General features: G+C 67.5%; 12 protein-coding genes, 1 tRNA gene and 2 pseudogenes. 11 read left to right on the top strand and 4 right to left on the bottom strand.

The window, feature by feature from the left end:
* A pseudogene (locus tag A5704_RS29465) lies at positions 1-75 on the bottom strand (hypothetical protein); the annotation flags it as partial.
* A gap of 32 nt (positions 76-107) precedes the next feature.
* On the opposite strand from A5704_RS29465, the gene A5704_RS25605 reads away from it, so the two are divergent.
* The 7 genes from A5704_RS25605 (at position 108) to A5704_RS25575 (ending at position 6,853) form a co-directional block, all read left to right on the top strand.
* Positions 108-938, top strand: coding sequence for an SDR family oxidoreductase (locus tag A5704_RS25605; protein WP_067785793.1), 831 nt, complete (start codon positions 108-110; stop codon positions 936-938).
* Positions 931-2,301 (top strand): cytochrome P450, encoded by a 1,371-nt coding sequence (locus A5704_RS25600; RefSeq protein WP_067785789.1) that lies wholly within the window; start codon positions 931-933, stop codon positions 2,299-2,301. Before A5704_RS25605 ends, A5704_RS25600 begins: the two co-directional genes overlap by 8 nt.
* A gap of 6 nt (positions 2,302-2,307) precedes the next feature.
* The gene (locus A5704_RS25595; RefSeq protein WP_067761444.1) at positions 2,308-2,517 is read left to right on the top strand and encodes a ferredoxin; all 210 of its coding nucleotides are present in this window, start codon (positions 2,308-2,310) and stop codon (positions 2,515-2,517) included.
* 2 nt (positions 2,518-2,519) lie between these two features.
* Complete coding sequence (locus A5704_RS25590) at positions 2,520-3,059, top strand: hypothetical protein (RefSeq protein ID WP_067269381.1); 540 nt, start codon at positions 2,520-2,522, stop codon at positions 3,057-3,059.
* 153 nt (positions 3,060-3,212) lie between these two features.
* Entirely contained in the window at positions 3,213-4,340 is a 1,128-nt protein-coding gene (locus A5704_RS25585) for an NDMA-dependent alcohol dehydrogenase (RefSeq protein WP_067761441.1), read from the top strand.
* Between the two features lie 21 nt (positions 4,341-4,361).
* Positions 4,362-6,416 carry an FAD-dependent oxidoreductase gene (locus A5704_RS25580; protein WP_067891732.1) on the top strand — a complete coding sequence of 685 codons (2,055 nt, stop codon included), beginning with the start codon at positions 4,362-4,364 and terminating at the stop codon, positions 6,414-6,416.
* Between the two features lie 17 nt (positions 6,417-6,433).
* On the top strand, positions 6,434-6,853 hold the full coding sequence (locus tag A5704_RS25575; protein ID WP_067761479.1) for a ketosteroid isomerase family protein: 420 nt from the start codon (positions 6,434-6,436) through the stop codon (positions 6,851-6,853).
* 13 nt (positions 6,854-6,866) lie between these two features.
* On the opposite strand, the gene A5704_RS25570 is transcribed toward A5704_RS25575, so the two are convergent.
* Entirely contained in the window at positions 6,867-7,523 is a 657-nt protein-coding gene (locus A5704_RS25570; protein WP_067785783.1) for a dihydrofolate reductase family protein, read from the bottom strand.
* Positions 7,524-7,674: 151 nt separating this feature from the next.
* Between A5704_RS25570 and A5704_RS25565 the strand changes: the two genes are divergently transcribed.
* Positions 7,675-8,079 (top strand): HIT family protein, encoded by a 405-nt coding sequence (locus A5704_RS25565; RefSeq protein WP_067785780.1) that lies wholly within the window; start codon positions 7,675-7,677, stop codon positions 8,077-8,079.
* On the opposite strand, the pseudogene A5704_RS25560 reads toward A5704_RS25565, so the two are convergent.
* Positions 8,051-9,509, bottom strand: a pseudogene (locus A5704_RS25560) (sensor histidine kinase). The gene A5704_RS25565 and the pseudogene A5704_RS25560 sit on opposite strands and share 29 nt — an antisense overlap.
* Before the next feature lie 40 nt (positions 9,510-9,549).
* Positions 9,550-10,269 (bottom strand): two-component system response regulator PhoP, encoded by a 720-nt coding sequence (gene phoP, locus A5704_RS25555; RefSeq protein WP_067761426.1) that lies wholly within the window; start codon positions 10,267-10,269, stop codon positions 9,550-9,552.
* A gap of 156 nt (positions 10,270-10,425) precedes the next feature.
* Here phoP and A5704_RS25550 point away from each other — a divergent pair, with 156 nt between their 5' ends.
* From A5704_RS25550 to A5704_RS25540, 3 genes are all read left to right on the top strand, one after another.
* Positions 10,426-11,142: a hypothetical protein gene (locus A5704_RS25550; protein ID WP_067891726.1), complete on the top strand. Its 717-nt coding sequence runs from the start codon at positions 10,426-10,428 to the stop codon at positions 11,140-11,142.
* A gap of 28 nt (positions 11,143-11,170) precedes the next feature.
* Positions 11,171-11,242 (top strand) — tRNA-Thr (locus tag A5704_RS25545).
* 211 nt (positions 11,243-11,453) lie between these two features.
* Complete coding sequence (locus A5704_RS25540; protein WP_197508542.1) at positions 11,454-12,221, top strand: DUF4383 domain-containing protein; 768 nt, start codon at positions 11,454-11,456, stop codon at positions 12,219-12,221.
* The last annotated feature ends 191 nt before the right edge of the window (positions 12,222-12,412 follow it).

The following is a 12,412-nucleotide window of genomic DNA, read 5'->3' as shown; positions in this document are numbered from 1 at the left end:
GTGAGCGAATCCGCGGACGTTGCTGGAGTGGACGCGGACGGCGTTGGCCTCGTCCACCTCATATCCGCGGATTCGCTCACCTACCGATGACCGTGGAGGTCCGCTGAATGCCCCGCTTCGACCCCCTGCCCGAACGACGGCCGGCGATCGTGGCCGGCGCCTCGTCCGGTATCGGAGAGGCCACCGCCATCGAGCTCGCGGCGCATGGCTTTCCGGTCGCCCTCGGTGCCCGGCGCGTAGAGAAACTCAACGACATCGTCGGCAAGATCAACGCCGAAGGCGGCGAGGCGGTCGGATTCCATCTGGACGTCACGGACCCCAACTCAGTGAAATCCTTTGTCGCACAGTCTGTCGACGCGCTCGGGCCCATCGAGGTGCTGGTGGCCGGCGCGGGCGACACCTACTTCGGCAAGCTCGCCGAGATCGCAGGCGACGAATTCGAGTCACAGCTGCAGATCCATCTGGTCGGCGCGTTCCGGTTGGCCTCCACCGTCCTTCCGGGCATGTTGGAGCGGCAGCGCGGCGACTTGATCTTCGTCGGCTCGGACGTCGCCCTGCGCCAGCGGCCGCACATGGGCGCCTATGGGGCCGCCAAGGCCGCGCTCGTCGCCATGGTCACCAACTTCCAGATGGAGCTCGAGGGCACCGGCGTGCGGGCTTCGATCGTGCACCCCGGACCGACGAAGACGTCGATGGGCTGGAGCCTGCCGGCCGAGAAGATCGGCCCCGCCCTGGAGGACTGGGCCAAGTGGGGCCAGGCCCGTCACGACTACTTCCTGCGGGCGGCGGACCTGGCGCGCGCCATCACGTTTGTCGCCGAGACCCCGCGCGGTGGCTTCATCGCCAACATGGAGCTTCAGCCCGAAGCCCCGTTGGCCGACAAGAAGGATCGCCAGAAGCTCGCACTGGGCGAAGAAGGGATGCCAGGACATGGCTGATGCAACTACGGCGAACACCGCTATCGTGCCCCGCGTTTCCGGCGGCGAGGAAGAGCACGGTCACCTCGAGGAATTCCGCACGGACCCAATCGGTTTGATGAAGCGGGTGCGGGAAGAGTGCGGCGATGTGGGCTGGTTCCAGCTGGTCGACAAGCACGTGATCCTGCTGTCCGGCGCCCAGGCCAACGAATTCTTCTTCCGGTCCGCGGACGAGGATCTGGACCAGGCCGAGGCGTACCCGTTCATGACGCCGATCTTCGGCAAGGGCGTCGTGTTCGATGCCAGCCCCGAGCGGCGCAAGGAAATGCTGCACAACTCGGCGCTGCGCGGCGAGCAGATGAAGGGCCACGCCGCCACCATCGAGGGCGAGGTCAAGAAGATGATCGCCGGCTGGGGCGAGCACGGCGAGATCGAGCTGCTCGACTTCTTCGCGGAGCTGACCATCTACACCTCGACCGCCTGCCTGATCGGGCTGAAGTTCCGCGAGCAGCTCGACCACCGGTTCGCGGAGTACTACCACATGCTGGAGCGCGGTACCGACCCCCTGTGTTACGTCGATCCGTACCTGCCGATCGAAAGTTTCAAGCTCCGCGACGAGGCGCGCGTCAAGCTCGTCGCCCTGGTGCAGGAGATCATGGATCAGCGGCTGGCCAATCCGCCGAAGGACAAGTCCGACCGCGACATGCTCGACGTGCTGGTCTCGATCAGGGACGAGGAGGGCAAACCGCGCTTCTCGGCCGACGAGGTGACCGGGATGTTCATCTCGTTGATGTTCGCGGGGCACCACACCAGTTCCGGAACTTCCGCGTGGACGCTGATCGAGCTGATCCGCCACCCCGAGGTCTACGCCGAGGTGCTGGCCGAGCTCGAGGAGCTGTACGCCGACGGGCAAGAGGTGAGTTTCCATGCACTGCGGTCGATTCCGAAACTGGACAACGTGGTCAAGGAGACCCTGCGGCTGCACCCGCCACTGATCATCCTGATGCGCGTGGCGCAGGGCGAGTTCGAGGTGCAGGGCTTCCCGATTCACAAGGGGGACTTCGTCGCGGCGTCCCCCGCGATTTCGAATCGGATTCCCGAGGACTTCCCCGACCCGGACGCGTTCAACCCCGACCGCTACAACAAGCCCGAGCAGGCCGACATCGTCAACCGTTGGACCTGGATTCCGTTCGGCGCCGGCCGGCATCGCTGTGTGGGCGCCGCTTTCGCCCAGATGCAGATCAAAGCGATCTTCTCGGTTCTCCTTCGCGAGTACGAGTTCGAAATGGCACAGCCGGCCGACAGCTATCACAACGACCACTCCAAGATGGTCGTCCAGCTCGCCCGCCCGGCGAAGGTGCGCTACCGCAAGCGGAAAGCCTGACCACTCATGGGTTTTCGAATCGAAGCGGATCTGGATCTCTGCCAGGGGCACGCCATGTGCGAACTGGAGGCACCGGACTACTTCCGGGTGCCCAAACGGGGCAAGGTCGAGATCCTTGATCCCGAACCGCCCGAGGACGCCCGCGACGAAGTCGAACGCGCGGTCGAGATGTGCCCAACGCATGCACTGTTCATCAAAGAAGACAAGGGAGACTGACGATGGCGTCACGTGAGGAACTCGAGACATGGGTCGATCGCTGGCTACAGGCCAACAAGGACTGCGAGAAGGCCGGTGACTGGCGGCCGTTGGCCGACTTCTACGCCCAGGACGCCACGTACGGCTGGAACATCGGCCCCAAGGAAGACGTGATGTGCGTCGGCGTCGACGAGATCCGCGACATCGCCCTCGGTCTCGAGATGGAAGGCCTGGAGAACTGGGTGTACGAGTACCAGAAGGTCCTCATCGACGAGAAGCAGGGCGAGATCGTCGGCTTCTGGAAGCAGATCGTCAACAAGTCGGACGGCACCCAGGACGAGATCTACGGCATCGGCGGCAGCTGGTTTCGCCTCAACGCCGACAATCTCATCGAGTGGCAGCGAGACTTCTTCGACTTCGGCCACGTCGCGAAGATGTTCGCGACCCTGATCGAGTCGGGCGACCTCAGCACCGGCATGCAGAAGCGGATCGAGCGCAGCATCGCCGGCGAGAAGCTGCCCGGCTACTACCCGCTCGGCCAGGCGCCGGTTCCGATCTGGTGACCGCGGACCGAGGACGGACCAACCAAGCATTTGATTTGTTGCACGCGCTATGCTGACGCGACAAGGGTGCTGTGGCGCCCGTCACCAAGCTGTCCGGCACAACGGGCCGGACAGCGCTGATCGATTCAAAGGCGAAATGGGGTCAGGACCATCGTGAAGACAAAAGGCGCACTCATCTGGGAGTTCAACCAGCCCTGGTCCATCGAGGAAATCGAGATCGGCGACCCGCAAGCGCACGAGGTCAAGATCCAGATGGAAGCGGCCGGCATGTGCCACTCCGATCACCACCTCGTCACCGGCGGAATCCCGATGGCCGGCTTCCCGGTGCTGGGCGGGCATGAGGGTGCCGGCATCGTCACCGAGGTCGGCCCGGGCGTCGAAGACATCGCCCCGGGTGACCACGTGGTGCTGTCGTTCATCCCGTCCTGCGGGCAATGCGCGACCTGCCAGGCCGGCATGCGCAACCTGTGCGACCTGGGAGCCGGCCTGCTCGGCGGTGCCGCGGTCTCCGACGGCACGTTCCGCATCCAAGCGCGTGGCCAGAACGTCTTCCCCATGACGCTGCTGGGCACCTTCTCGCCGTACATGGTGGTGCACCGCAGCTCCGTGGTGAAGATCGACCCGTCCGTACCGTTCGAGGTGGCCGCGCTGGTCGGCTGCGGCGTCACCACCGGTTACGGCTCGGCGGTCCGCACCGCCGACATCCGGCCGGGCCAGGACGTCGCCATCGTGGGCGTCGGCGGGGTCGGCATGGCCGCGCTGCAGGGCGCCGTGAACGCCGGTGCGCGCTACATCTTCGCGATCGACCCGGTCGAATGGAAGCGCGATCAGGCGCTGAAATTCGGCGCCACGCACGTCTATCCCGACATCAACGCCGCGCTGATGGGCATCATGGAGGTCACTTACGGCCTGATGGCCCACAAGGTCGTTGTCACGGTCGGCGAACTGCACGGTGCCGACATCGACAACTACCTCAACATCACCCAGAAGGGCGGCACCTGCGTGCTGACCGCCATCGGCAGCCTGCTGGACACCAACGTCAACCTGAACCTGGCCATGCTCACCCTGATGCAGAAGAACCTGCAGGGCACCATCTTCGGTGGCGGCAACCCGCAGTACGACATCCCGCAGCTGCTGTCGATGTACCAGGCCGGCAAGCTGAACCTGGACGACATGGTGACCACCCAGTACCGCCTTGAGCAGATCAACGAGGGCTACCAGGACATGCTGGACGGCAAGAACATTCGCGGCGTCATCCGGTACACGGACGCCGACCGGTAACTCCCAGCCGCTGAGTCGCAAGTGACCGGGTTCGGTCACCTGATGGCGCCGGGCCGAATCGGCGCCATGACGGTGCGCAACCGCGTCGTCATGTCTCCGATGGAGACCATGTACGGCACTCCCGATGGGCTGCCGTCGGAGCGCACCCGCGACTACTTCGCCGCCCGCGCCAAGGGCGGCGTCGGCCTGATCACGCTGGGCGCCACCGGGATCGACCACCACCACCCCGAGACGCCCGGCGGACTGCACCTGGCCACCGACGAGGCCGTCGACGCACACCGGGCCCTGGTGGAGGTCGTGCACCAACACGGCGCCATGATCCAGCCCCAGATCGTGCACGCCGGTCCCGACGGCCTGGGACCCGAGATCTTCGGGGTCACGTCGTTGGGACCGTCGGTGATTCCGTCCTACCTCACCGGGCGCCCGTCGGCCGAGATCAGCAAGCAACAGCTGTGCGCCGTACTCGATCTGTTCAAGGCCGCGGCTCGGCGGGCCGTCGAGGCCGGCTACGACGGCATCGAGCTGCACGCCGCGCACGGCTACATGCTGCTGGGCTCCTTCCTTGCCCCGCAACGCAATCGGCGCACCGACGACTATCGTGGCGATTCGGCGCGCGGTCGGGCGCGGGTTGTGCTGGAGGCGCTGGCCGCGATCCGCTCCGAGATCGGTACCGCCCTGCCGATCACGTTGCGCGTCTCCGGCTACGAACGGGTCGCGGGTGGGCGGCCCATCTTCGAGACGGCGCAATTGGCACCGGAGTTCGTGACGGCCGGTGTGGACGCGTTCCACGTGAGCGGCGGTGTCATCGATCGTTTGGTGACCGGAATGGTCAACGGCGCCGACGACGGGGACGAGCTGAACGTCGGGGCCGCGGCCGCCGTCAAGCAGGTGGTCGACGTGCCGGTGATCGCCGTCGGCCGCATCCACGACCCGGCCCGCGCCGAACGGATCCTGGCCGACGGGCGCGCCGATTTCATCGCCATGGGGCGTCCCCTGTTGGCCGATCCCGACCTGCCGCGCAAGGTGCGCGACGGGCAGGCACACCGGGTCCGCAGGTGCATCTCGTGCGAAAACTGCATCGACGCAATGGAACAGCGTTTCTCGGTCGACTGTGCCGTCAATCCGCGTACCGGCAAAGAACGTGAATTGGCCGCGGCTCCGGTGGCGCGCGCCAAGCGCGTGGTGGTGGTCGGCGGCGGGCCGGCCGGGCTGGAGGCCGCGCGGGTCGCCGCCCAACGCGGTCACCGCGTCACGCTTTTCGAACGCGGCGCCGCGCTGGGCGGGGCGCTGCGCTGGGCGTCGGTCCTGCATCCGGAGAACCAGCCGTTCCTGCGCTACCTGCGCGACGAGATCGACCTCAGCGGCGCGGAAGTCCGCTTGGGCCGGGCGGTTTCGACTCAGGACGTCGTCGACACCGACCCGGACGCGGTGGTCGTGGCCACCGGGGGCCGGGGCCCCGTGCCGGCGATCCCGGGGTCCGACCTGCCGCACGTGTATAGCGGACCCGGATTGCGCGAATTGCTCGGCGGCCAAGCCCGATCGGGCGCACCGACCTGGCAGCGGCTGGGGGCTGCCGCGCTCGGCGGCTGGCGGCAACGGCTCCTGCGGCCCGGCGCGGTTCGGCTGGCCAGTCGCGCCTGGATGCCGTTCGGGCGCCGGGTCGTCATCGTCGGCGGTGACCTGGTCGCCCTGGAGCTGGCCGAATTCCTGGCGAGCCGGGGCCGGTTGGTGTCGATGCTCGAATCCGGCAGGAACATCGCCCCGGAAGTGGGCAACAAACGCAGGACTGAGCACATGGATCGCCTCGACCGGCTCGGCGTCACCGTGCATGTCCGGGCGACCGTGGAACGGATCGCCGGCGACGCGGTGCTGTTCACGCCCGCGGGGGGCACCAGCCGGCGGTTGCAGGCCGACAGCGTCGTGCTGGCCGGAACGGTCGAACCCGACACCACTTTGTTCGACGCGCTGGTCGCCGCCCTGCCCGGCGCCCAGGTGCAGGCTGCCGGTGACTGCACCGGGCTGGGACTGATCCGCAAGGCAACCGAGGAAGGCGCACGCGCGGCGTGCGCAATCTAGTGATAGGAGAGATGATCATGACCCAAACCGCTCAATCCCCCGCGCTAGCCGCGTCGCAGTCGTCGTGGCGCTGCGCGCAAGGCAAAGACCGGGACGGCTGGCTAGCGCTGATGACCGACGACGTCGTCATCGAGGATCCGATCGGCAAGTCCGTCACCAACCCCGATGGCACCGGCGTGCGCGGCAAGGCCGCCGTCGGCGAGTTCTTCGACAACAACATCGCCAAGAATCAGCTGACCATCACGTGCGAAGAGACTTTCCCGTCCAGCTCTCCCGATGAGATCGCTCATATCCTGGTGCTACAGAGCAAGTTTGAGGGCGGTCTCACCAGCAGGGTCCGCGGCGTGTTCACCTATAAGGTCAACGAGGCGGGGCTGATCACCAACATGCGCGGGTACTGGAACCTCGATGTCATGGAGTTCGGCCAGGAGGGATGATGCCACCGCGTGGTCAGCGGCGCCTGAAGATCAGGTGCGTGACGCCGCTGGGACTGCTCACCGACTCCACCGTGAATCGCTGCTGGAAGTCCTCAAGCCCCTCCCACAACGACTCCCCCCGCCCCAAGATGATGGGCACCAGCACAACGTGAAGGTGGTCGACGAGGTCCGCGGCGATGAATTCGCGGACGGTCGAAGGTCCCCCACCGAGGCGGATATCCAGATCCCCCGCCGCGTTACGGGCCAGCTGGATAGCTTGCTCCGGACCGGCGTCGACGAAGTGAAAGGTGGTGCCGCCGTCCATCTCGATCGGCGGCCGGGGATGGTGGGTGAGCACGAACACCGGGGTGTGAAATGGCGGCTCGGCGCCCCACCAGCCTTTCCACTCCTCACCGCCCGGCTGGCCCGTCCACGGGCCCCGCTGCGGCCCGAACTTGTTGCGCCCCATGATTTCCGCACCGATGCCCGGCCACCATTGGCCGGCCAGCGCGTCGTCGACACCGGTAGTGCCACCCGATTCGCCGTGCATCGCTCGAAAGGTGCGCGTCCGGAAGAACCACTCGTGTAAGCGGCCGCCGGCATGCCCGAAAGGCGCATCGAGGCTTTGGCCACTGCCAGTGGCATAGCCGTCGAGGGAAACCGAGAAGTTGTGCACGCGCACCTGTGACATGGTCGAACTCCTTGGGGATTGGCGGGTCGATGGTCCTTTCCTGGACTGACCGTCAGCGCGCGTCCAACTCATCGCCCGGATTGCCTTCACAGTCGTGCCGTGAGGCCGACCACGGCCATGGCGAAAACTTCGGCGCCCCTATGCTGGGGCCATGGCGTCGATCTTCACCAAGATCATCAACCGTGAACTTCCCGGCCGCTTTGTCTACGAGGACGACGACGTGGTCGCGTTCCTGACGATCGAGCCCATGACCCAGGGCCACACGCTGGTGGTACCGCGGGCCGAAATCGATCAGTGGCAAGACGTCGACGGCGCGACCTTCGGCCGGATCATGGCCGTGAGTCAGCTCATCGGCAAGGCCGTGTGCAAGGCCTTCCGGACCGAGCGCGCGGGGGTGATCATCGCCGGGCTCGAGGTGCCCCATCTGCACGTCCACGTCTTTCCCACCCGCCGCCTGAGCGACTTCGGGTTCGCCAACGTCGACCGCAATCCGTCACCGGAGTCCATGGACGAGGCCCAAGCCAAGATCAAGGCGGCGCTGGCTCAATTGGCGTGAACCGGCTCCTGGGCCGGCACCTCGCTGACGCGGGGCAGAGTGACGCGGAAACAGCAGCCCTCCCCTGGCGAGGTCGTCACCTTGACGTGGCCACCGTGCGCACGCACGAGTGAGTCGACGATCGACAGCCCCAACCCGGTACCACCGCTGGCGCGTGCCCGCGACGAATCGGTGCGATAGAACCGCTCGAAGACCCGTGATGCGTCCTGCTCGGTCATGCCGGGTCCCTTGTCGGCCACTTCCAGCACCGCGTCGGCGCCCTTGGTGCCGACCCGGACGGTGACGTCGGCGTTCTCCGGAGTGTGCTGCAAGGCGTTGGCGACCAGGTTGCTGAGCACCTGCCGGATCCGCGGTTCGTCGCCGAGCACCTCCGGGGTGCCGGGGCCGTCGAGCACCTCCATGGTGATGGCGCGTTTCGGGTCCATCGCCTGCGCGTCGTGGACCGCGTCGCTGGCCAGCGCGAGCAAGTCGACCCGGTTGTGCTCGAGCGGCCGCTGCACATCGAGGCGGGCCAGCAGCAGCAGGTCGTCGACCAGCAGACCCATTCGGCTGGCTTCACTTTCGATCCGGGACAGCAACATGGCGACATCGCGTGCGGCGCCCTGGCGATACAGCTCGGCGAAGCCCCGGATGGTCGTCAGCGGGGTCCGCAGCTCGTGACTGGCGTCGGTGATGAACCGTCGCATCCGCTCCTCGGATCCGCGGGCCTTTTCGGCCGACGACTCCGACGACGCGAGCGCCTGCTGGATCTGCGCGAGCATCCCGTTCAGGGCGAGCGACAGCCGGCCCACCTCGGTGCGCGGATCACGTTCGGGCACACGGCGATCCAGCTGGCCGGCGGCGATCGCCGCGGCCGTCCGCTCGACTTCGGACAGCGGCCGCAGGCTGCGCTGCACCACCGCGAAGCCGGCGATGCCGACCACGACCAGCACCGCGACCCCGATTCCGATCTGCAGCCAGACGAGGGAGCTGACCGTGTTTTGGACGTCGGACAGGTCGATCGCGACGGTCGTCAGGCCGTGCGGGCCGCGCACCGAGACCGCGCGCCACTGGATGTCGGACCCATTGACCGACGGCAGCGTCGTCGGGTTGGGGCCCACGTCGTTGTTGGCCGGCAGCGCCGGTTCGGCGTTGCGGTCGTTGATGGCGGTGTACGGCGTGCCGTCGGTGCCGATGCCGCGCACATAGAACTTCGACGGCGGCCGGGCGGGGTCCGGGCCCTCGTAGGGCGGCGGCGATTGCCGCCGCGGGGCCTGCGCCCAGCCCCGGGACGCGTCGAGCAGGGTCTGATCGATCCGGCTGACCAGGCTGTGCCGCAGGATCGACGTGACCGCGATGCCCGAGACCGCCAGGCCGCAGGCCACCAGGACCAGGGTGGCGGCGACCAGCCCTACCCGGAGCGGCAACTCACGTCGATGCTGTGTGGCCATGTGCGTGATTCCTCGCTAGCGCCGGGGACCGAGCCCGGGCTCAGCGCGGTTCCCGCAGCACATAACCGACTCCGCGCAACGTGTGCAGGAGCCGCTTCTCGCCGGTGTCGATCTTGCGCCGCAGGTAAGACACGTAGGACTCGACGACATTGACGTCACCTCCGAAGTCGTATCGCCAGACGTGATCGAGGATCTTGGGCTTGCTCAGGACGGTGCCCGCGTTGATGACAAAGTAACGCAGCAGCGTGAATTCGGTCGGCGAGAGCGAGACCGGTTCGCCGGCCTTCCACACTTCGTGGGTTTCTTCGTCGAGTTCGATGTCGGCGAACGTCAGGCGGGCGCTGCGGGGCTCTGCGCCGCCCTTGCCGGCCCGCCGGAGGATGACCCGCAGCCGGGCGACCACCTCTTCCAGGCTGAACGGCTTGGTCACGTAGTCGTCGCCGCCGAGGGTGAGGCCGGCGATCTTGTCCTGCAACGAATCCCGGGCCGTGAGGAACAATGCCGGGGCGTCGATCCCGTCGGCGCGCAGACGCCGCAGGACCCCGAACCCGTCCATGCCGGGCATCATCACGTCGAGGATCACCGCGTCGGGACGGGCTTCGCGCGCCCGATCCAGCGCCTGGGCTCCGTTGGTCGCGGTGTGGACCTCGAAACCCTGGAACTTGAGGCTGACCGAGAGCAACTCGACGATGTTGGCCTCGTCGTCGACCACGAGGACGCGAGCCTCCGGTTTCGTTTCGTTTGGGGATGCCGCGGTCATCAGGTTCTTCGCCCCTTAGTTGAACGTTTCCTACGTAAATGTTGTGTGATTGCTGGGAGCTCAGTGCCAACACTCTGATAATAGTCTGCCAGGAATCGGCGCATCGGCTTGGACCTGCGCCGGATGACGCCGCCGCGTCGCGAATAGACTCGTGGAATGAACTTCGCCGCACGGATCGTCGCGACCGCGACCGCCCCGGCACGCGTCGGACTCGCCGCCGCCGACGCCAGCCTGACCGTCGCGAGCGCGGCGGTGGGTGTGGCGAAGCGGGCGTTGGGCGACGGCGGCACCGCCGGATCGGCCGCCATGACATCGATGTGGGGGCTCGACGACGCGATCGTCCGCGCCAACCGGCTCGCCCGGCTGCTGGACGACGACGCGCCCCTTGGGCGGGCGGTGGCGCCGGACGGGCCGATCGACCGGTTGCTGCGCCCTGGCGGGGTGGTCGACATGCTGACGTCGGAGGGCGGTCTGCTCGACCGCCTGACCGCGGAGGGCGGCGGGTTGCACCGCACGCTGCAGCCCGGCGGGCTGGCCGACCAGCTCGTCGCCGAGGGCGGGTTGATCGAGCGGCTGCTGGCCGAGGATGGCCTGGCCGATCGGCTGCTCAGCGAGGGCGGCCTGGTCGACAAACTGACGGCGAAGAATGGACCGCTGGACCAGCTCACGGACGTCGCCGACACCCTGGCGAGGTTGACGCCCGGGATGGAAGCGCTGGAGCCCGCGATCGCCACGCTGCAGGACGCCGTCGTCGCGCTGACCATGGTGGTCAATCCGCTGAGCAACATCGCGGACCGCATTCCACTGCCGGGCCGCCGGCGTCCCGCGTCCCGGTCGGTGCGCTCCACGCGTGTGATCGACAGCGGCGAGTGACCGTTTAGGCTTGGACCGGTTTGATCCCGCCTCCTTAGCTCAGTGGTAGAGCACTCGCCTTGTAAGCGAGCGGTCGTCAGTTCAATCCTGACAGGGGGCTCCGCGCGCCGCCTCGCGCGTCGGTTATCTGGCCACCTCGCGGCCAATGGCCCCTTGAGTAGAACCGGGCGCAATGGGTAGCCGATGTCGTAGCGATTGTTGTTCAGGCTGGAGGTCGCGCGATGCCGGTTACGGCGGGGCCAGTCCCGGGGGCGACGTCGGGGTTGCGCAGGGTCCCGATGGACCCGGGGCGTTTCCACAGCGGGCGCTGGATGCTGCTCGCCGAGGGCGTGCTGGTGTCCGCGTTCGGCATCGCCGGGTTGGTGTCGGCTGCGCTGCATCCGCACGCCGGCCCGACCGGTGCCCCGGTTCTCGGCCTGGCATCGACGCCCGCGCAAAGCGGCATACTGCTGGCGCTCGGGGTGGCGGGCATTCTGGCCGTCGGCAGTCGCCGCACCGCGGTAACCGTCACCGCGGGGAGCGCGGTGGCCTACACGCTATTGCTGTTTTTCAGCAGCGTCGCAACCGCGCGCGCGATTCCGACGCCCCTGGGGTTCCACGCCGCTGACATTGTCCTGCACGGTGTCCTGGCGGCGGTGAACTTCGCCCTGCTGATGTGGCTGATTCCCGACGAGCTGGGAGACGAGGTATGGGCGCCGCGGCGGCGCCGTGACCGCGATGGGGGCCACGCCGACCAGGCGGATCGCAAGCCCGAGGCCGCATCGCCCTCGGTGCGGGCGAACGCTTCGAGGATAAGAGCCCGGCAAGGAGCGTCCCAACGTTCGTCGCCGCGGACGGAAGCAACCCGCCCACCGTCGACCGTCCCGCCGGCCGACGTTCCGGTGACACGTCGCGATCCGCCCCAGCAATCAGGGAGCCAAGCAACGACTAAGTCCGTGGCCCCTCATGTCGAAAACTCCACCCGGTCGAACCAGTTCGTTGCTCGGGCGACGGGTCCAGCCCCATCCCGCGGCGTTGTGCCGGTGGTGGTGGCCTTGGCTGCCGCCGTCGGCGTCATCGTGTGGTTACGCCGCCGCTGAAGCTGCCTGGGTGAGACCGGGAGCTGTCAGATTCCCGCGCAGATGTGGACGAACGGGATCGGCGCGCAAATGCTGGCCGAGATGTATGGCCTGGGGCCGTAATAACCACCCCAAGACGGTGGCGGCGGGGGAAACCCCGGCGGCGGAGGCGAAGGACACCCCCCGCCAGCAGGGCGGCGGCCCCGGCGGCC

Origin of the sequence: Mycobacterium sp. E735 (genome assembly GCF_001666955.1) — a bacterium.
Lineage (GTDB): Bacteria > Actinomycetota > Actinomycetes > Mycobacteriales > Mycobacteriaceae > Mycobacterium.
The sequence above is the reverse complement of the archived record's forward strand: the minus strand, read 5'-3'. Positions and strand labels throughout refer to the sequence as shown.